This is a genomic window from Brachybacterium sp. AG952, assembly GCF_004362645.1.
Classification (GTDB): domain Bacteria; phylum Actinomycetota; class Actinomycetes; order Actinomycetales; family Dermabacteraceae; genus Brachybacterium; species Brachybacterium conglomeratum.
On the sequence record NZ_SNXV01000002.1, the window covers coordinates 444,904 to 465,047 of the forward strand.

At 73.1% G+C, this 20,144-nt stretch carries 16 protein-coding genes; 4 read left to right on the forward strand and 12 right to left on the reverse strand.

The window, feature by feature from the left end; genetic code table 11:
- Positions 1 to 7 precede the first annotated feature (7 nt).
- Entirely contained in the window at positions 8 to 1,159 is a 1,152-nt protein-coding gene (locus tag DEU31_RS07470; RefSeq protein WP_010550023.1) for a diacylglycerol kinase family protein, read from the forward strand.
- A 267-nt stretch (positions 1,160 to 1,426) separates the two neighbouring features.
- Here the strand turns inward: DEU31_RS07470 and DEU31_RS17130 are convergent, their stop codons facing one another.
- Positions 1,427 to 2,101, reverse strand: a complete 675-nt coding sequence (locus DEU31_RS17130) for a hypothetical protein (RefSeq protein ID WP_243733771.1) — start codon at positions 2,099 to 2,101, stop codon at positions 1,427 to 1,429.
- 104 nt (positions 2,102 to 2,205) lie between these two features.
- Between DEU31_RS17130 and DEU31_RS17135 the strand changes: the two genes are divergently transcribed.
- Entirely contained in the window at positions 2,206 to 2,688 is a 483-nt protein-coding gene (locus DEU31_RS17135) for a hypothetical protein (RefSeq protein WP_166649416.1), read from the forward strand.
- Positions 2,689 to 2,746: 58 nt separating this feature from the next.
- Here the strand turns inward: DEU31_RS17135 and DEU31_RS07480 are convergent, their stop codons facing one another.
- The 7 genes from DEU31_RS07480 to DEU31_RS07510 form a co-directional block, all read right to left on the reverse strand.
- Positions 2,747 to 3,232 (reverse strand): hypothetical protein, encoded by a 486-nt coding sequence (locus DEU31_RS07480; protein ID WP_133676660.1) that lies wholly within the window; start codon positions 3,230 to 3,232, stop codon positions 2,747 to 2,749.
- The gene (locus tag DEU31_RS07485; protein WP_010550020.1) at positions 3,229 to 3,768 is read right to left on the reverse strand and encodes a YdeI/OmpD-associated family protein; all 540 of its coding nucleotides are present in this window, start codon (positions 3,766 to 3,768) and stop codon (positions 3,229 to 3,231) included. The genes DEU31_RS07480 and DEU31_RS07485 overlap by 4 nt, the downstream gene beginning before the upstream one ends.
- A gap of 1 nt (position 3,769) precedes the next feature.
- Positions 3,770 to 4,747: a prephenate dehydratase gene (pheA, locus tag DEU31_RS07490; RefSeq protein ID WP_133676661.1), complete on the reverse strand. Its 978-nt coding sequence runs from the start codon at positions 4,745 to 4,747 to the stop codon at positions 3,770 to 3,772.
- A gap of 42 nt (positions 4,748 to 4,789) precedes the next feature.
- Positions 4,790 to 5,338, reverse strand: coding sequence for a GNAT family N-acetyltransferase (locus DEU31_RS07495; RefSeq protein WP_224765367.1), 549 nt, complete (start codon positions 5,336 to 5,338; stop codon positions 4,790 to 4,792).
- 17 nt (positions 5,339 to 5,355) lie between these two features.
- Positions 5,356 to 6,840, reverse strand: a complete 1,485-nt coding sequence (locus tag DEU31_RS07500) for a 13E12 repeat family protein (protein ID WP_243733772.1) — start codon at positions 6,838 to 6,840, stop codon at positions 5,356 to 5,358.
- 312 nt (positions 6,841 to 7,152) lie between these two features.
- Positions 7,153 to 7,674 (reverse strand): GNAT family N-acetyltransferase, encoded by a 522-nt coding sequence (locus tag DEU31_RS07505; RefSeq protein WP_133676662.1) that lies wholly within the window; start codon positions 7,672 to 7,674, stop codon positions 7,153 to 7,155.
- A 31-nt stretch (positions 7,675 to 7,705) separates the two neighbouring features.
- Complete coding sequence (locus DEU31_RS07510) at positions 7,706 to 8,113, reverse strand: GntR family transcriptional regulator (RefSeq protein WP_010550016.1); 408 nt, start codon at positions 8,111 to 8,113, stop codon at positions 7,706 to 7,708.
- A gap of 79 nt (positions 8,114 to 8,192) precedes the next feature.
- Between DEU31_RS07510 and DEU31_RS07515 the strand changes: the two genes are divergently transcribed.
- A complete protein-coding gene (locus DEU31_RS07515) occupies positions 8,193 to 10,187 on the forward strand; it encodes a hypothetical protein (RefSeq protein ID WP_166649425.1) in 1,995 nt (664 codons plus the stop codon).
- Here the strand turns inward: DEU31_RS07515 and DEU31_RS07520 are convergent, their stop codons facing one another.
- Genes DEU31_RS07520 through glsA form a run of 4 tightly spaced genes read right to left on the reverse strand, consistent with a single transcriptional unit; the run spans position 10,188 to position 14,038 of the window.
- Positions 10,188 to 11,672, reverse strand: a complete 1,485-nt coding sequence (locus DEU31_RS07520) for a glycosyltransferase (protein WP_133676663.1) — start codon at positions 11,670 to 11,672, stop codon at positions 10,188 to 10,190. It lies immediately after the preceding gene.
- Positions 11,669 to 12,499, reverse strand: a complete 831-nt coding sequence (locus DEU31_RS07525; RefSeq protein WP_133676664.1) for a DUF5926 family protein — start codon at positions 12,497 to 12,499, stop codon at positions 11,669 to 11,671. Before DEU31_RS07525 ends, DEU31_RS07520 begins: the two co-directional genes overlap by 4 nt.
- Positions 12,500 to 12,509: 10 nt before the next feature.
- Positions 12,510 to 12,989: a GNAT family N-acetyltransferase gene (locus DEU31_RS07530; protein ID WP_133676665.1), complete on the reverse strand. Its 480-nt coding sequence runs from the start codon at positions 12,987 to 12,989 to the stop codon at positions 12,510 to 12,512.
- Positions 12,986 to 14,038 carry a glutaminase A gene (gene glsA / locus DEU31_RS07535; RefSeq protein WP_133676666.1) on the reverse strand — a complete coding sequence of 351 codons (1,053 nt, stop codon included), beginning with the start codon at positions 14,036 to 14,038 and terminating at the stop codon, positions 12,986 to 12,988. Before glsA ends, DEU31_RS07530 begins: the two co-directional genes overlap by 4 nt.
- Before the next feature lie 212 nt (positions 14,039 to 14,250).
- Between glsA and pulA the strand changes: the two genes are divergently transcribed.
- Positions 14,251 to 20,139, forward strand: coding sequence for a pullulanase-type alpha-1,6-glucosidase (gene pulA / locus DEU31_RS07540; RefSeq protein WP_133676667.1), 5,889 nt, complete (start codon positions 14,251 to 14,253; stop codon positions 20,137 to 20,139).
- Positions 20,140 to 20,144: the final 5 nt, after the last annotated feature.

A 20,144-nucleotide genomic window follows, 5' to 3' on the forward strand; every position in this document is an offset into this window, starting at 1 on the left:
TGGGCACATGGATCTGACCCTGCTGCTGCTGAGCATCGCCTCGGTGGTCACCACGATCATCGCCGTCGTCCTGCTGGTCGTGATGCTGCGACGCCTCGGCCGGCACCGCCGCGAGCTCTCCGCGCTGAAGTCCGAGAGCGCAGCCCGGGCGGAGGCGCACGAGAATCCGGACGACGGCGAGGACGCGGAGGCCGCCGACCGCCTGCGCCGCATCGCCGTGGTCCTGAACCCCTCGAAGTTCGAGGGCACCGACGACTTCCGCCGACGGATCTCCGAGGTCGTCGAGCGGGTCGAGGGCGCGGAGGTCGAGTTCTACGAGACCACGATCGACGACCCGGGGCGCGGGCAGACGGAGCGGGCGGTCGCCGACGGCGCGGACCTGGTCATGGCCGCGGGCGGAGACGGGACCGTACGGATGGTCGCCTCCGTGCTCGCCGGCACCGAGACGCGCATGGGCATCATCCCCTCCGGCACCGGCAACCTCCTGGCCCGCAACGTCGACATCCCCCTGGAGGACCCGGCCGCGGCGATGGTCGCGGCGCTGACCGGAACCGACCACCAGGTCGACGTCGGCTGGCTGCGCTATGGGGACTCCCCCGCGGCGGCGCAGTCCGCGCCGAAGCAGATCTTCCTGGTGATCGCGGGCTTCGGCGCCGACGCCGAGATGATCGGCTACACCGACCCGCGGATGAAGAAGCGCATCGGCTGGGTCGCCTACGTCTTCGGCGGGGTCCGCACGATCCTCGGCCGCTCGGTCGACGTCGTCGTCGAGCTGCCCGACCGCACCCGCCACGCCCACAAGGCCCGCACCGTGCTGCTGGGCAACGTCGGCAAGCTGCCCGGCGGCTTCGTGCTGATGCCGGATGCGACGATCGACAACGGCCGCCTCGAGGTGGTCGTCGCCGGCTGGCGCGGCGCGGCGGGCTTCAGCCAGGTCGCCACCCAGGTGATCAACCCGAAGCTGGTCCCGAAGGTGGGACCGAAGCTCTCCACGATGGAGCGCTACCTGACCACCGGCATCCGGGTGACGACCGCGAAGGCGCAGCCGGTCCAGCTAGATGGGGACACCGACATCGAGGCGACGCACCTGATCGCGACCGTCGATCCCGGCGTGCTGCGGCTGCGAGTCCCGGAGAGCACGGAGCCTTCCCGGCCGTGACCAGCGGGTAAGGGTCCCGGAGGTCTTCGATTACCTCGGTGGCGCGGCGAGGCTCGCCCCATGGGCAACGAGACCCCCCGCCTCCCCCGTTCGACTCGTCCGGTGCGCCCCTCCCGTCGCCGGCTGCTCGGCTCCGCCGCTCTCACCGGCGGCTTCGCCGCGGTGCTCGCCGCCGCCGGGAGCAGCAGGGCCGAGACCCCCGCAGCCCCCACCGATCCCGTCGACCGTCCCGCCGCCGGAGCCGACGCCGCACACGGCACCCCCTGGTCACCCGAGGAGTTCGGCGCCGTCGGCGACGGCCGGACGGACGACACCGACGCGCTGCAGGCCGCGATCGACGCGGTGCGCGACGCGGGCTCCGGCACCGTCGAGCTCCGCGAGGGCGCCGTCTATGTCGTCTCCAGCGTCGACATCCAGCACGGCCTGACCCTGGAGGGCAACGGCGCGCGGATCCTCCGCCCGCCGCACCATCCCCAGGGCGTGCGCACCCTCACCACGCAGCACCGCCCCGCCCGGACCGCCGAGGAGCACGCGAGCGCGATCGTGCTGCGCGACCTCACCGTCGACGGCGCGATCCACGAGCAGGGCGCGTTCCGCGGCTACGAGCAGGAGCAGTCCTCCCTGATCTTCCTCAACGGGCAGAGGGACGGCCCGTACCGCCAGGTGGTGCGGATCAGCGGGGTCACGGTGCAGAACTCGGTCTCCGACGGCATCCACCTGTGGACGGCGACGGACGCGACGATCACGGACCTGCGCGGCGTGGACTGCTTCCGCGGCGGCCTCACCATCACCGGCGGCGACAACCGCGTGCGCGTGGACGGCTACCGCGGCTCGGGCGAGTTCACCGGTGCGCACATCGACATCGAGCTCGACACGCTCTCCAACGGACGCTTCCACGGCGACTTCGAGATCCGCGACGCGATCGTCGAGGACGGCCCGCACACGCGCCCCACCGACATCGAGTGCGGGGACGGAGGGCGAGCGGTGCTCGAGAACTGCGCCTTCCGCTCCGGCTTCACGACGGCGACGAGGGGCTCGTCCCCCGCGTGGTCCATCGCGGGGACGACGTCGTCTTCACCCGCTGCGACTTCCGCGCGCACGGCACCCGCGTCGGCACCCCGAGGTCGGAGATCCTCGCCGGCGTGCGGATCCAGCAGACCTACTCCTTCGACGCCGCGGCGCTGTTCAACCCACGCAAGATCGTCTTCGACCGGTGCACCTTCTCCCCCGCCCCCGCGGAGGGCACCAACGACGGCGGCGAGCCGGTGGTCGGCGTGTGGGTCGCGGGGTCCCGCCCGTCCGACGGGCAGGTCGTGGTCCGGGACTGCTCCTTCGGGCAGGGGCTCGACCACGCGGTGGACCTCACCCTGGGCGGGCGCCTCGTGCTCGAGGGCACCAACCGGATCGACTCGCGGATCGGGTTCCGCGTGGGCAGCCTCCCGCCCGGGGACTCCCGCCACCGGATCGAGGAGAACGGCTCCCTGACACCTGGCGAGCACACCGTCGAGATGTGGCAGCGCGGCGGCTGAGGCTGAGAGCGGCCGGCGAGATCCTGGGAACGGCACCGTCCCCGTCAGCGTCACTTTCTCAGGCGTCGGGGTCCTCTAGCCGCGTGCCCTGCTCCGGATCCCACACGAGCCGCGTGCGCGGACCCCACCAGGCCCCTGCTCCGTGCGCCAGGAACTCGAAACCCGAGGGCGCGCCCCGCACGGCGGTGCCGTCCCGATGGAAGACGAAGAGGACCTCCTGCGTGGAGTAGCGCTCGCCGGTCTCGACGGTCACCCCCGACTCTTCGTTGATCGTCGTCGCGGGCGTGCCGATCGTGTAGACCGCGAAGCGGTCCCAGTCGAATTCCTCCTCAGTGGCCGAGGCGACGTCACGCGGCTCATGGTCCTCGCCGACCGCGATGACGGCATCGGTGAGACCGCTGCTCGCGGCCACCTCGATCTCCCGACGGCGCCCGGGCAGGAGCCCACAGCCGCCGAGGACCAGGCCGACCCCCGAGAAGACGGCGACGGCCGCGAGATCACGTCGCGAACTGCGGCGCTGCAGCACTGCCACCGTTCCGCTCACTCCCGCAGCTTGCCGCTGCGGGCGAGCTCCGGGTCGGTGCAGGAGGAGAGGTCGAAGCAGCAGGGGCGGCGCGAGCCGTTGCGGAGCTTGTCGATGGAGACGTCGACCCTCTTCGCGCGGGTGCTCTCGCTGCGGGTCGCACCGATCCAGCGCACCCACTCCCAGCGCGCCATCGGGGTGAGCGACGGCCAGGTCTCGGCGAGGTCGTCGGCGTCATCGAGCGCGGCGGCGAGGTCGGCGGGGACCTCCGGCTCTGGCCAGTCCTTCGTGGTGGTGAGGGTGAACTCGACGGTGCTGCCCTCGCTCGCGCCGAGAGCGCCGACGATCTCCGCGTCGAGGTCGATCCAGTGCCCCTTGCGCCCGTCGGGCTCGACGACCAGGTCGCGCTCGTGTCCGTCGAGGGAGGCGTGCACGGCGACCTGCCCGCGGGAGGGCAGCTGCGCGCTCGCCTCCTCGGGCAGCGGCAGGATCAGCCGCTCGTCGATCGCGCGCACCTGGGCGGTGCCGGTGACGGTGACGGGTGCCTTCGGGGCCATCTCAGATCTCCGTGGTCGGATCGGCGGGGGTGATCATGCCGGTGAGGCGCTCGAGCCAGTCGTGCGCCTCGTCGTAGGCGCCGTCGGCGAAGTCCTCGCGCACCTCGGGCTGCTCGCCGTCGACCCGCGGGTAGGAGCCGAGGTAGTGCACCACCGGGCAGAGCCGGTGCAGGGAGCGCAGCGCCGCGGAGACCCGCCGGTCCTCGATGTGCCCCTCGAGGTCGAGGGAGAAGGAGTACCGGCCCAGGAAGTCGCCGACGGGCCGGGACTCGATGCGGGACATGTTCACGCCGTTGGAGCCGAGGATCTCGAGCGCCTCGAGCAGGGCGCCGGAGCGGTTGTGCGGCAGCTGGATCACGACGGTCGTCTTGTCCGAGCCGGTGCGGGCGGGGATCCGGCCCTCGCGGGTGACGAGCACGAAGCGGGTGATCGCGCCGGCGTGGTCCTCGATCCCCTCGGCGAGGACGGTGAGGCCGAAGTGTGCCGCGGCCAGCGGCGAGCAGACCGCGGCGCGGCCCCAGGCCTCGTCCTCGCTCATGCTCGCCAGGTCGCGGGCCGCGGCGGCGGTCGAGGAGGCGGCGGCGATGTTCGCGCCGGGCACCTTGCTGCGCAGCCATCCCTGCACCTGCGCCTGGGCGTGCGGGTGGGAGGAGACGGTGGTCAGCTGCTCGAGCGCGGTCTGCTCGCGCGCGGCGAGCACGAAGGTGATCTGCACGGTCTGCTCGGCGACGATCGTGATGGAGTCGGTCGCGGCGAGCACGTCGAGGGTCCCGGAGACGCCGCCCTCGACGGAGTTCTCGATCGGGGCCATGAGCGCGTCGATGTCCCCGGCGATTAGGTCGGTGGTGGCGGTGGCGACCGAGGCGAAGGGCACCAGCTCGGGCTCCGTGGCCCGGAACTCCTCGGGGATCTCCGTGAGCGCCTGGAGGAGTGCCTGGTGGGTGAAGGTCGTCTCGGGACCGAGGAATCCGTACCGCATGGGGGAAGGGTACTCGGCGCCCCGAGCGCGCCGCGGCTTGTGTCAGCGCCGCACGGGCCGTTCACCGTCGCCGATCCAGTAGCGGCGCTTCCCGTCGCGGATGTCCTCGAGGGAGCCGCCCGCGCCCTCGATGGTGCGGCGCGAGGCGGTGTTGTCGGTGTCGCAGGTGACCAGCACAGGGTCGATGCCGAGCGCGGCCGCGATCTCCAGACCCTGCGCGAGGGCGGCGGTGGCGACGCCCCTGCGGCGAGCACCGGGGCGGACGGAGTAGCCGATGTGTCCTCCCACCTCGAGGAGGAAGGGCGTGAGCTGGTGGCGGACGGCGAGGAAGCCGAGCACCTGCCCGGTTCCGGGCTCTCGGATCCAGCGGCTCGTGCAGTGGACCCAGCCGTCGGCGAGCTCCGTGGAGGGGTCCTCCTCCGCCAGGCGCCGGGCGATGAACTCGCTGAGCTCGTCGTCGGTCCGCGGCGTGCGGGAGGGGTCGGTGATGCCGGATCCGTCCACGGCAGTCCCGGCGAAGTCGGCGAGGCAGTCCGAGACCTCGTCGCGCAGGGCGAGGGTCGGTGGCACGAGCTCGATGTCCATGGGCATCGGATGATCGTACGGGCTCAGAAGGGCGGGTCCTGTTCCCAGCGCTGCCTGCTCTCGTCCTCGGGGTCGCGCGGTGGGTCGTGCAGGGGGTCCGCCGGTCCCCATTCCTGCAGGATCCGGTCGATCTCGCCGATCGCCTGCATCTGGTCGAGGTCCCGGTGCCAGCAGAACTCCTCCCACGACTCCATGAGCGCCTTCGCGTGGTAGGGCGCGGCGAGGTCACCACGGGGTGCGACGCGGGTGGTGATCAGGGCCGGGGAGCCGACCGTCCAGGTGGTGGCGCCGTCGGGCTCGCGCACGGGATCGATGCGCCCGGCGGTCTTCAGATCGTGGTGCCTCCAGTCGAGGCGGTGGAGGTTGTGGAGGCTGGTCGGTCCGCCGCGGGCGGGATCGGCGTGGTCGAACTCCTCGATGTGGTCGTTCTCGGCGTCGTCGGTGGTGGTGTGCGTGCAGCAGGGGGCGGCGCAGCGCGGGTGCAGGAGCCGCAGATGCTCCACCTGCTCGGCGGAGGGGCGGTAGCGCTCGGCGGGCAGCGGGAGGAATCCGCCGTCCGCGGGGTCGGCGAGGACGCGGTGCCAGACGGGCTCGGCGGCGGCGAGGTCGCGGGCCATCTGCGCGGGCAGCGGGTGGATCCCGTCGTACAGGGCCGGAGTGTCGCTGAGACCCATCAGGGTGAGCACGGGGACGACGACGTTTACGCGGTGCCGCGGCGCGGGGATCTCGACCCCGTCGGTGTCGAGCTCGGTGCGCAGGAGGGTCGCATAGCGCAGCGCCGCCTGGCTCATGGCCTTTCCGTCGCGGGCCACGTCCCCGTCGAGGTCGAAGGGGATCGGCTCGCCCTGTTCGAGGGCGCGGCGCTGCCGGGCCTGGACGGTCTTCGCAGAGCGGTCGAGGCGCCGGGCGAGGTCGAGGATCTTGGGGATCGGGCCGGTGATGCGCAGGCAGGCGGTGCCGTCGTCGTGCAGGGAGTTCTCGAGGGACACGTCGCGCAGCGACTCGGGCCGCGGGGCGCTCATCTCGCGGTCGAACCAGGAGCGCAGCTGGCGCAGCTCGTCACGGAAGCGGTCCGCAGGCACGGAGGCGAGATCCCAGGAGGCGACGATCTCGTCGACCTGGGCGCGCTGGACGGCGGTGAGGTCGCGGACCGCCTTCAGCATGCGCGTGTGCCATTCGACGGGCATGTCCCCGGCGGCGAGTCGTTCGAAGGTCGCGAGCATCTCGGTCACGGCGGTGTGCGCGTCCGCGATCCGATAGGAGGCGATCGCGGTGGTGGTGCGGGTCGCGATCGCGACGGCGAGGCTGCGCTCCTCGCGGTCGTCGTCGAGGTCGAGGTCCTCGTGGTCGATCCAGAAGGGGGCGAGGTCGGCGAGCCGGCGCGCGTGGCGCCTGGAGTCCTCTCGCTCCTCCTCGAGCAGGCGCGCAATGGTGCGAGCGTCGGCGCCGGTCTCGACGCCGCCGCGGCGCAGGAGGGTGTCCTCGGTGAGCCGTGCCCGTGCCCGCACGCGGGCACGGGGAGGGGCCGTCGCGGTGCGCGGCACAGGGCCACGTGAGGCGGGAGCGCGGGAGGCCGACGGTCCGGCCGACGAGCTGCGCGAGGACCGCGCAGAGGCGGGAGACGGCACGGTGCGGTGGTCCGTCGTGGTCATCGCCCCCACCTCCTCGTGGACTCGTCATCGATGCCGCCGTGCTGGGTGTTCCAGCTGGTCATCACCCTACGGACCCACCCTGACATTCGAAGCGCCCGACCGCCACGGACCGACGGGAGATGTGGAAGCAAGCGGGATGTGGAGGAGAGGTCGAAGCGCTGACCGAGGTCAGCTCTCCCGCAGATCCAGCACCCAGCGCAGCGCCCGACGGGTGCCGTCCGCGGGGTGCGGGACGAGCGCGCCCGTCGGCCGGGCGCCGAGAGTGCGGGCGACGGTCTGCGAGGCGGTGTTGTCCGGGGCGATCAGGAGCACGGCCTCGGACGTCGCCGTCCCGCGCCTTGCAGGCAGGTCCCGCGCCCGGTCGGCCAGTGCCGCCGCCAGAGGCGCGCCGAGACCGCTTCCCCGGGCCTCTGCGAACAGCCAGTAGGTCAGCGCCACCTGGCCCGGTCCGAGTCCTGGCGCGAGGCGGTTCAGCCCTCCCCCGCCGAGCAGCCGGCCGCTGCCCTCCTCGAGCGCGGCGAACTCGACCACCGGACCGTCCTCGCGCCAGCGCGCGCAGCGGGCGAGGAACTCCTCGAGGCGCTCCCGGTCCCAGGGGCGGCCGATGATCTCCCTGGCCAGCGCCTCGTCCTGGCCGGTGAGGATCTCCTCGGCATGCCCCGGGCCCAGGCGCTCGAGGCGGATCCTCACACCAGACCCGGCTCCGGACCGTCCTGCGCGTTCATCGGCTCCCGCCCGCGCTCTCCCCCGCGAGCACCGCCCGCACGGTCGCGAGGATCTCGACGTCGCGGGCGCCGCGGGTGCGGGCCTCGGCGACGGGTCCGGCGAACAGGGAGAGCAGCGCCGCGTCGACGGGTCCGCCGTCCTCGCGCTCGGCGGTCTCGGCCTCCCGTCGGGCGCTCTCCACGGCGCCGGGGGCGATCGTCGTGCCCGCGCCGCGGCGGGTGACGATGATCTGCGCCTCCTCGAGCATCTTGTAGGCGCGGGCGACGGTGCCGGCGGCGAGCCCGAGGTCCGCGGCATGCGCCCGGATGGCGGGGAGCCGGTCGCCGGGCCTGAGCTCGCCGCCGCGCACCTGCTCGACGATCTCGCGGCGGACCTGCTCGTACGGGGGCTGGGGTGAGGGCATGAGGACACGATAGGCGGAGGACGTGGAGGCCCCGTGCACGTCACGGCCGGTGTCGAGGACCGCCCCGTAGCATCGGGTCGTGCCCGCCTCCCCCGCCCGTTCCGCCTCCCTGCCCGTCGTCCGAGCCCTCCGGGTGCTGCTGCTCGCGCTCCTGGCCGCGCTCGCCCTGCTGCCGGGCGCCTCCGCACGGGCCGACGGGGGCGCGGAGGCCGACGCACCCGTGCGCCTGGTGATCGCGACAGCGGGCTTGACCTGGGAGGACATCGACGCGGAGAGCACGCCGACGCTGCAGTGCCTCGCGGACCGCTCCGGCGTGGGCGCCATGAACACCACCTCCACCACCGTCGTCTCCACGAAGCGGCAGGGGCTCGAGACGCTGCACACCGGCTACCGGGGCCTCGCCGAGGAGGCGCCGCGCACCAGCGGCATCCCCACCCCGCCGACGGACCAGTGGGAGCAGCTGCCGGGAGAGGTGACCCGGACCGACGACCCCGCCGCCGTCGCCGGCGCGCTCCAGGACGGGGACGTGGCCGAGCTGATCGCCCCGTCCGTCCCCGACCACGACGACCCCTCCCGCGCCGCCGCCCTCGCCGATCTCGACGGCGCCGTCGCCGCGGCGCTCGAGGACCTCGGCGGCTGTGAGGCCGCGGACCTTCCGCGCACCCTGCTGGTCTCCGTCGCCGCGACCGACCCCGAGCATCCCGAGGAGGTCGAGCGCACCGGCGCGGTCGCCTCCCGCACCGTCGGCCTGCAGGTCGCTATGGACACCGCCCTGCCCGGCCAGGCCCTCACCTCCGGCGCCACCAAGCAGACCGGCGTCGTGATGATCACCGACGTGGTCGCGACCGTGCTCTCCTCCCACGACGCGAGCGCCGACGGGCTGATCCCCGGCCAGCCCTTCCGCGGCACCGACAGCGACGACGCGCAGCAGCTCGCCTGGGACCGGTCGGAGGCGGCGCGGCTGGTGGATGCCGCGACCGTCCCCGCGTTCGGGTCCTGGCTCGCTCTCGGCGTGGTCGGCCTCGTGATCGTGCTGGTCCCGGCGCTCGCCCGACGCCGGCGCCTCGCCGCCGTCGGCCGCGCACTCGCGGCGGTCGCGCCGCTCGCGCTGCCGGTGGGGCTGTGCGCCTCGCTGGTGCCGTGGTGGCGGGCCGACAGTCCGACGCTCGCCCTGGCGGGCGTGGTGTGGGGCGGGTGCGCGCTGCTGTCCGTGCTCGTGCTCGCCGGGCCCTGGCGCCGCAGCCGCTTCGGCCCCGTCGGCGTCTCCGCGGCGCTGGTCGCGGGGATCATCCTGGCCGAGTCCGCGGTCGGGTCGCGACTGCAGCTCTCCTCCCCGCTCGGGGCGCAGCCGATCTCCGGCGGGCGCTTCTACGGGCTCTCCAACCACCTCTTCGGGATGGTGCTGGCCGCGGCGATGATGGCGCTGCTGTGCCTGTTCACGGCGGTGCGCACGCCCCGGGCGCGGGTGCTGTGGACCGTCGGCGTCGGGCTCGCGGTCGCCGCGGTGTGCGTCGCGCCGTCGATGGGTGCGGACTTCGGCTCGGGCCTCGCCACGGTCCCGGCCTTCGGCCTGCTCGCGCTGCTCGTCTCCGGGATCCGGCTGCGGGTGTGGCACGTGCTCGCCCTCGGCATCGGCGGGGCGGCGGCGGTGCTGTCGGTGTCCTTCCTGGACTGGCTGCGCCCGCCCGAGGACCGCACCCACCTGGGGCGCTTCATCGACGAGCTGCTCAGCGGCGAGCTGCTCTCCGTGATCGTGCGCAAGCTCGCCCAGAACATCGCCATGGCCACCGGGTACTGGGCGCTCGCGCTGGTGCTGGTGCTCGCGGTGCTCGCCTCGATCGCGATCCTCATGCCGCGCCGGCTGCGGTGGCGGCGGCTCGCCGCGCTCGATGCGTCCCAGCCCGTCGCGCACCGGGTGCGGATCGCGCTCGTGGTAGGGGCGTGGGTGGGCTACGCCGTCAACGATACCGGGCCGGTGCTGATCGCCGCGATGCTCGGGATCTGGCTCGCGCTGCTGCCGCCGACGCTGCCGGACCCGCTCCCGGCCAGCAGGACGACGGAGCAGCGCGTCTGATCAGCTGTTCTCGGCGTCGACCGCGGCGTGCACGACCAGGGAGGTGTACTCCTCGGGCGTGAGCGGCGCGTTGAGCGAGGCGGGGATCTCCGGCTCCCCCACCTGCAGGTGGGAGGCGATGATGACCGCGTGCGCCGGCTCGAAGCGGCCCTCGACGGGCGCGGCGTCCAGCCGCTCGGCGAGCTGCTCGAGATCGGTGCCGGCGAGATAGACGATGTCGTCGGGCGCGAAGTCGCCCTCGACCTTCAGGGCGCGCAGCAGGCCGTCGAGCTCGGCCGGATCCACATCGCCTAGCGCCCGGGTCTCGTCGTCGGAGAACTCGCCGTCGACGGGGAGGTCCGCGAGGGTGAGACGTCGCTGCTCGGCCAGCTCGGCGTCCGGCTCGTCGAGGTCCGCGAGGCCGGCCCAGACCTTCGCCTCGTCGTGGTCGGCGCCGCCGACGGGGAGGGGTGCGGGGACTCCGGCCGACGGGGCGGCGGGCCGCTCGGGCTGCGGCTCCGCTGCTGCGTCCGCTTCCGTTCCGGGGCCGGTCTTCGTCGTCGGCGCCGTCTCCGGGATGACTGCCGACGGGGTCTCGGGCGGGGCGGCTCCCTGGCTCTCGGACGCCGTCGCCGGGAGGGCTGCGGGCGTCTCCGCCGCCGCGGCGTCCTCCTCCAGCTCCGGGCTCAGGTGGCGCGTGCGGGCGAGCGCGCGCAGCACGTCGCGCAGCTGCGCGGCGCGGTGCAGGCGGCCGCGCAGGTCGTTGCCGGTGGCGCGGTGGTGGAGGTCGGCGGGGATCTCCTTGACCCAGAAGCCGGCGGTCAGCGCGTCGATCGTCAGCGAGGTCTCCACGCCCCAGCCGGGGGCGAGGGGCTGGCAGGCGTCCCAGGTCTCGCGGGTGATGCAGCGGGTGCCGGACAGCGGCTGCGTCGCCTCCCAGCCGGTCGCGCGGAGGATGCCGCGGCGGGCGGTGCGCACCACGACGCCCATCCCGCCGGCGCCCGACTGCGGCGGCAGCAGCGCGATCGCCATGTCGACGCCCTCGCCGAGGACCGCCTCGACCAGCGGCTGCGCCGCCGCCGCGGAGTCACCCATGTCGGCGTCGAGGAACAGCAGAGCGCGCGGCACGGCGGCGCGGTCGTCGATCACGGGCAGCGGGCCGGTGTGGCCGGGCGAGCGGGGCTCGGCGTGCAGCTCCTCGGAGAAGCTCTCCCCGCCGTCGGCCCGCTCGGCGCCCTCCTGGATCGCGACCATCTGCGCGCCGGTCGCCATCGCCGCGGCCTTGCCGCGGTTGGTCTTGTGCCGCACCACCAGGGCGTCGGCCCCCATCGCCACGGCGGAGGTGGCGTCGGACGAGCCGTCGTCGACGACGACCACGAGGTCGACCCCCGGGATCCCCCGGGCCGACGCGATGGTCGTCTCGATCCGCTCCGCCTCGTTCTTGGCGGGGATCACGACGGCGACCCGCTCGGGGCGGTGCGCCGTCAGCGGCCCCGCGGCGCTCATCGCAGCGTCACCTGACGGGCGACGATGCCGCCCCGAGCGCGACGCTCCATCGCGGTGAGCGGCTCGGTGGAGGCCAGCGCCTCCTCGAAGCGGGCGCGGAACGACTCGGCCTCCGCCTCGGCGGCCTCGACCCCGGAGCCCTTCGGCAGGTCCCAGACGGGGATCGACAGGCCCTCGGCGCGGAAGGAGCCGACGTACTTCGCACCCTCGCAGAGCGCGGACTCGCGCCGGGCGTGGAGGCGGGTGACGGCGTCGATGACGCGGTCCTCGTCGGCGTCCAGCACCCAGCGCACGTGCTCCTTGGCTCCGGCGTCGACCCAGTAGGCGTGGGGCAGGCCCTCGACCGGGCGGGTGGGCATGATCGAGTCGTTCGCCTGGGTGATCGCCTGCTCGATCTCGCCGGTGCGCTCGGCGCTCGGGTCGAGCCAGAACTCGAAGGTGTCCTGGACCCGGATCGTGAAGTCGCCGGAGAGGTCCAGCACGTCCTGCAGGCGCGGGGAGTCGTCCTCGAGGGACACGGAGGTGATCGGGCTGCCCGGCTCGAGCGCGACCGCCTGGCGGATCGCCTGGCCGAGGCCGCGGGAGAGGTCGCCGCCGGGGAACGGGGCCTGCACGCCGACGGTGACGGTGCCGTCGGTGCGGCGCACGGCGGGCCAGGCCATCGGCAGGATCGTGGCGAGCTCGACGTCGACCGCGTCGTACTCCTCGGTGGTCCTCGCCGACATGGTCGCCGCGGGGATCAGCTGGCGCATCGCGACCAGGTCCTGCTCGTTCGGGAGGCCCTCGAAGGGGCGACGGACCAGCTCGTTGCGCGAAGGGGAACTCATGGCGGGAAGTCTACCGATCGGGAACGTGCTCCATGACGATCTCGGCCGCGTCCTCGGGGTTCGGGCCGACGACGGCGAAGCCGCAGCGGGAGTAGAGGCGGCGCGCGGGGAGGTTGGTCTCGACCACCTCCAGGCGCAGCGTGCGTCCCGGGTGGTGCGCGGCGAGCCAGTCGAGACCGGCCGTGATCAGGCGCGCGCCGACACCCCTCCCCCGCGCCTCGGGTGCGACCCACATCGAGTAGAGGTGCGCGGGGCCGTCCTCGACCACCACGCGCGCCATCCCGACGGGGGCGCCGTCCACCTCGGCGATCAGGACGGGGCCGGGGCGCGTGAAGTAGCCGCGCCAATAGGCCTCCCCGTCCTGCGTGTCCCGCTCGAGGGCGGCGGCGAGGGTGCTGGCGAAGGCGTCCGGGTCCTCGCGCAGCGCTCTCAGGCGCAGCGCGCGCCAGATCCGCCAGTCCGAGGCGGAGATCTCCCGCACCGTGCTCACGGATGCGTCCCCGCGTCCATCAGCTCCCGCGCGCACTCCTCGAGCTCGCGCGGCTCGACGCCGTCGAGCATGTGGAGGGCGAAGTCGGCGCTGAGCCGCTCGAAGAAGAGCGTGCCGCGCACCGAGTTGCCGTGCAGGTCCAGCTGCGGGGCATAGCTCGCGACCCCGAAGCGGGAGGGCAGGCCCGCGATGATCCCGCCGCCCACCCCGGACTTCGCCGGCAGGCCCACGTCGCTGACCCAGTCGCCGGCGTTGTCGTACATGCCGCAGGTGAGCATCACCGAGAGCACCTGGCGGGCGGCGACGCGGGAGAACACCTCCTGGCCGGTGAGCGGGTTCGTACCGCCGGAGGCGAGGGTCGCGGCCATGACGGCGAGGTCGGTGACGGTCGTGAGCACCGAGCAGCCCTCGATGTAGCCGGCGACCACCTCGATCGCGTCCTCCGTCATCGAGCCGGCGGCGCGCAGCATGTAGGCCAGCGCGTAGTTGCGGTCGGCGCTCTTGAGCTCCTCGCGCCAGGTCACCTCGTGCGGGGCGAGCGGGCGGCCCGCCGCGGCGTCGAGCACCGCGCGCAGCCGCTGCGTGCGCTCCTCCCGGGTGGTGCCGAGCATGGCGTGGGTGCGGATCGCACCGATGTTGACCAGCGGGTTCTTCGGCTTCTTGGTGTACGGGTCGAGGCTGAGGGCGTTGAACTCCTCCCCCGTCGGCTCCTCGTCGACGAGCGATTCGACATACTCCGCGCCGTGCAGGTCGATCGCCGCGCCGTAGGCGAACGCCTTTGAGATGGACTGCATCGGGAAGGCGTGCCCGGTGCCCGAGGCGGTGATCTCGCCGTCGATCGTGCAGACGGCGACGCCCAGGTGATCCTCCCGGGCGCCGGAGAGGAAGGACAGCTCGGGGATGTCGCCATCCTCCTCCGCGCTGCCGGAGATGCCGCGGTCGGGGAGCACCAGGTCGCCGGGGCCGTGTGCATCGGCGACATCGGAGGTCTGCGCGGAGGCGAGGGCCGCGGTGAGCCGGTCGAGGTACGTGGTCAGTGCGCTGGTCACGCCTCGACGGTACCGCCCCCACCGCCCTGAAAGTTCTTGCAGGTTTCGCGGGCTCCCTTGAGCATGCGACCTGGCCCGCTTACGGTGGTCGACGCGTCGGCCGCACAGGAGCGGCAGATGCACTGCAAGTTCTTGCAGGTCGGATGCTCCGCACCGCCTGCCTCTCCCGTCGGCCCCGGTCGACGCTGCTGCCCGGACAGAGGAGTCCCCGCATGTCGATCCAGCCGTCCGCCCGCCCGATGAGAACCCGTCTGCTCGCGATCGCCGGAGCACTGGCGATGGGCACGGCGACGATGCTGGGCACCGCCCCGCTCGTGCACGCCGTCGGCCCCGGGCAGCCGGTGCTCACGGGCTCCCTGCAGGACGAGCTGGGCTGCGGCGAGGACTGGGACCCGGCCTGCGAGGCCACCGCCCTTTCCCCCACCGACACGGCCGGGCAGTGGGAGTCGACCTTCGAGGTGCCTGCCGGGCAGTTCGAGGTCAAGGCCGCGATCGGCGGCGGCTGGGACGAGGCCTACGGCCTGGACGGCGGGGAGGACAACATCCCGCTGGCCGTCGCCGCGCCCGCCGAGATCACCTTCCGCTTCGATGCGGAGACCTCGCGGCTGTCCGTCGCGTTGGCCGAGCAGGGCGGGGAGTACACCGAGGCGGACGACGAGCTCGCCGCAGCCCCCTACCGCCATCCCGGCGGCGGGCAGACCTTCTACTTCGTGCTCACCGACCGCTTCGAGAACGGCGATCCGAGCAATGACACCGGCGGCCTCGAGGGAGACCGCCTCGACCACGGCTTCGACGCCACCGACAAGGGCTTCTACCAGGGCGGGGACATCGCCGGGCTCCACTCGCAGCTCGACTACATCGAGGGCCTGGGGATGAGCGCCATCTGGCTGACCCCGTCCTTCACGAACAACCCCGTGCAGGGCGAGGGCGCCGACGCGAGCGCCGGCTACCACGGCTACTGGATCACCGACTTCACCACCATCGACCCGCATCTGGGCACCAACGAGGAGCTCAAGGCGCTGATCGAGGACGCGCACTCGCGCGGCATCAAGGTGTACTTCGACATCATCACCAACCACACCGCGGACCTCATCGACTACGAGGAGGGCGAGTACGGCTACGTCGACCAGGCCACCGCCCCCTACCTCGACCAGGACGGAAACCCGGTGGACGTCACGGCGCTCGCCCAGTCCCCGGACTTCCCCGCCTTCGATGCGGAGACCTCGTTCCCCTACACCCCGGTCCGCTCGGAGCAGAACCGAGTGATGGTCCCCGAGGCGCTCAACGACGTGACGATGTACCACAACCGCGGCAACTCGACGTGGGAAGGCGAGTCCGTCACCTTCGGCGACTTCGACGGCCTCGACGACCTGATGACCGAAGACCCGCGCGTGGCCGAGACGATGACGGACATCTACACCACCTGGATGGACTTCGGGATCGACGGATTCCGCATCGACACCGTCAAGCACGTCGACTTCGCCTTCTGGCAGACCTTCACCTCCGCCCTGGTCGACCACCAGGCCGCGACCCCGGCCGGGGACCAGTTCTTCACCTTCGGCGAGGTGTACGACGCCGACGCGACGCTGCTGTCCCCCTACGTGCGGGACACCGAGATGGACTCGGTGCTCGACTTCGCCTACCAGGCCTCCGCGACCAACTGGGCCAAGGGCTACACCGCGCAGGGCATGGCCGGGCTGTTCGCCGCCGACGACCACTACACGACCGCCGACTCCTCCGCCGCGGACCTGCCTACCTTCCTGGGCAACCACGACATGGGCCGCATCGGGAACCTGCTCAGCAGCTCCGACCGGCTCGACGAGCGCGCCGCCTTCGCGCACGAGACCATGCTGCTGACCCGCGGCCAGCCCGTCATCTACTACGGCGACGAGCAGGGCTTCGTGGGCGACGGCAACGACAAGGACGCCCGCCAGTCAATGTTCGCAAGCCAGGTGCCGTCCTACCTCGACGACACCCTGATCGACGGCACCCCGTACGGGAGCGGCGAGCACTTCTCGACCGAGGCGCAGCTGTACCCGCTGATCAGCGAGCTCGCGGCACTGCGCGGCGAGACGCCTGCGCTGTCCACGGGCGCGCAGATCGAGCTGTACGCCGAGAACGGCGCCGGCGTCTACGCCTTCTCCCGCGTGGACCGCGACGAGAAGATCGAGCACCTGGTGGCGCTGAACAACGCACCCGAGGAGCGCACCGTCACCCTCACCGCCCTCACCCCGGGGGCGACCTACTCGCCGCTGTACGGCGACCACGCCGCGGTGACCGCCGCGGCCGACGGGACCCTCGAGCTCACGATCCCCTCGCTCGGCGCGGCGGTCCTGGTGGCCGATCAGCCCGTCGCGCCGGCCGGTGACGCGCAGGCGATCGCCCTGGATCTGGCCGACGGCGGGAAGGTCGAGGGACACGCCCCGATCTCCGCGACCGTGGCCCAGGACCGCTGGGCCGAGACCTCCTTCAGCTGGCGGGCGGCCGGTGAGGTGGCGTGGACCCCGCTCGGCACCGCCGAGGACGACACCCCGCGCATCTTCCACGACGTGGCGGACCTGCCCGTCGGCACCCTGATCGAGTACCGCGCCGTCTCCACCGACGCGAGCGGCGAGCGCGTGGCGGACTCCGCGACCGCGGTGGTGGGCGCGGACCTCTCCGCGACCGGTTCCCAGGACGGGGACACCGGCGAGGTCGATGAGCAGTCCGTGACCCTGCCCGGATCGCACAACGCGGCGATGGGCTGCGCGGGCGACTGGCAGCCCGACTGCACCTCCGCCCAGCTGGACCTGGACGCCGACTCCGGCAAGTACACCGGCACCTTCGACGTGCCCGCCGGCGACTACGCCTTCAAGGTCGCCATCGGCGGCAGCTGGGACGAGAACTACGGCGCAGGCGGTGTGCCCGGCGGCGGCGATATCACCTACACCCACGACGGCGGGCCGCTCACCTTCTGGTACGACCCGGTCACGCACGTCGTGCAGAACAGCGCCCAGGGCCCCTTCCTCACCCTCCCCGGCTCGATGAACGCCGCGCTCGGCTGCCCCGAGGACTGGATGCCCGGGTGCATGCGCACCTGGATGCAGGACGCCGACGGCGACGGGATCTACACCTTCTCCACCGGGGACCTGCCCCGCGGGTCCTACGAGGTGAAGGTCGCCCATGGGGGATCGTGGGCGGAGAACTACGGCGTGGACGGCGTGCTCGACGGCGCCAACCACACCTTCTCCACCCAGGACGGAGAGATCGTGACCTTCGAGTACGACCCGGCCACCCATCAGCTGACCATCGAGGCCTCCGATTCGCTGACCGCAGGCTCCGGCAAGCAGCTGGCCCACTTCATCGACACGGACACGATCGCCTGGCCCGCGGACCTCGTGACCGATGCGGAGGCGACGCGCTGGGAGCTGTTCGCCGCGGCCGGCGGCGGGATCTCCGCCTACGGCGACGAGGTCACCGGCGGGCAGAGCCTCGGCGAGCTGACCCTGCGGGACGGCGGCCTCGCCGAGGACGAGCTCGTCGGCCGCGCGCACCTGTCCGGCCACCTCGCCCTCGACCTGCCCGAGCTCGAGCGCGGAGTGCTCGAGAAGGCGCTGCGCGGCCAGCTGGTCGTCGCCCAGCACGGACCGGACGGCCTCGAGGTGCTCACCGGGCTGCAGATCCCCGGCGTGCTCGACGCGCTCTACGCCGAGGCCGCCGCGGAGCAGCAGCTCGGCGCGAGCTGGGAGGACGGCGCGCCGAGCCTCGCGCTGTGGGCGCCGACCGCCCGCTCCGTCACCCTGCAGCTGCACGGCCCGGCGGACGAGGCGACCGCCCCGTCGGACCCCGTGCGGACGTACCCGATGCGGCGCGGCGCGGACGGCGCGTGGACGTTCGAGGGCAGGAAGCACTGGACCGGCCAGGCCTATACGTTCGCGGTCGAGGTGTACGTGCCCGCCCTCGACCAGGTCGTCACCAACGTCGTCACCGACCCGTACTCCGTGGGCCTGACCGTGAACTCGACCCACTCGGTGCTCGTGGACCTGGACGACCCGCGCTGGGCGCCGGAGGTGTGGACCGACACGCCCGCCCCCGAGGTCGCGCAGTTCGCCGACCAGACCATCTACGAGATGCACCTGCGGGACTTCTCCGCCGGCGACGAGGCGCTGCCCGAGGGGATCCGCGGCTCCTACGCCGCCGTCGGCCACCCGGACTCGGCCGGCTCCGCGCGCCTGGCCGAGCTCGCCGAGGCGGGCATGACCACCGTGCACCTGCTGCCCACCTTCGACATCGCCACCATCGAGGAGGACCGCGCCGCACAGCTGCGCCCGGACATCCCCGCCGACGCCGGCCCCGCCTCCCCCGCGCAGCAGGAGGCCGTCGCGGCCGTCGCGGGCGAGGACGCCTACAACTGGGGCTACGACCCGCTGCACTACATGGCGCCCGAGGGCTCGTACGCGACCGAGGGCCACCAGGTCGGCGGCGAGCGCACCCGCGAGTTCCGCGCCATGGTGGGCGAGCTGCACGGCATGGGCCTGCAGGTCGTGCTCGACCAGGTGTACAACCACACCGCCGCGCACGGGCAGTCCGAGCGCTCGGTCCTCGACCGCATCGTCCCCGGCTACTACCAGCGCCTGGACCTCGCCGGCGGCGTCGAGAACTCCACCTGCTGCTCGAACATCGCCACCGAGCACGCGATGGCGCAGAAGCTGATGGTCGACTCGACCGTGACCTGGGCGCGGGACTACGGCGTCGATGGCTTCCGCTTCGACCTCATGGGCCATCACAGCCGCGAGAACATGCTCGCCGTGCGCGAGGCACTGGACGAGCTGACCCTCGAGGCCGACGGCGTGGACGGCAAGGGCATCTACCTCTACGGCGAGGGCTGGGACTTCGGCGAGGTCGCCGGCAACGCCCGCTTCACCCAGGCCACGCAGGGGCAGCTCGGCGGCACCTCGATCGGCACCTTCAACGACCGGCTGCGCGACGCCGTCCACGGCGGCAGCCCCTTCGACACCGACAAGCGCACCTCCCAGGGCTTCGGCAACGGTCTCGCCACCATGCCGAACGGCCACGCCGAGGTGGGCGAGGCCGAGCAGCTGACCGACCTGCGCCACCGCACCGACCTGATCCGACTCGGGATGGCGGGCAACCTCGCCGACTACGAGCTGCTCGGCTCCACCGGCGAGGTGGTGCGCGGCGACCAGCTGGACTACAACGGCGCGCCGGCCGGGTACGCGACACGGCCCGAGGAGACCGTGAACTACGTCGACGCGCACGACAACGAGGCGCTGTACGACATGAACGTGTGGAAGCTGCCGCAGGACGCCCCCATGGACGTGCGCGTGCGGATGAACACGCTCTCGCTCGCGACCGTGGCGCTGGGACAGTCGCCCTCCTTCTGGGCCGGCGGCACCGACCTGATGCGCTCGAAGTCCCTGGACCGCGACAGCTACGACTCCGGCGACCACTTCAACGCCATCGACTGGACCGAGCAGGACAGCGGGTACGCGAACGGCCTGCCGCCCGAGGGCAAGAACGGCGAGGCCTGGGACCTGATGGTGCCGATGCTGGAGGACCCGGCCAAGAACCCCGCCCCCGAGGACATCGCGAGCAGCAGCGAGGCCACCCTGGACCTGCTGCGCCTGCGCTCCTCCACGCCGCTGTTCACCCTCGGCGATGCGGAGCTGATCCGCCAGAAGGTCACCTTCCCGAACGCCGGCCCCGAGGCGACCCCGGGCCTGCTCGTGATGCGGATCGACGACACCGTCGGCCCCGACGTCGACCCCGCCCTCGACGGCGTGGTCACCGTCTTCAACGCCTCCGACGAGCCGCTCACCGAGCAGATCGAGCACATGGCCGGGCTCGGCTACACGCTGCACGAGGTGCAGGCGGACGGCGCCGACGAGGTCGTCAAGGGCGCGAGCTGGGACGCGGAGACCGGGACCGTGAGCGTGCCCGCGCACACCGTCGCCGTGTTCGTCGCCGGGCAGGAGGACGGCAAGCGCACCGGCCCGCCGGCGCACGCCGGGCAGACGGGGAAGCCCGGGCACGCCGGGGAGCAGGGCCCGCCCGCGCACTCGAACGGGAAGGCGAAGGGGCGCGCCGCGGGCGAGGGGTGAGCGGG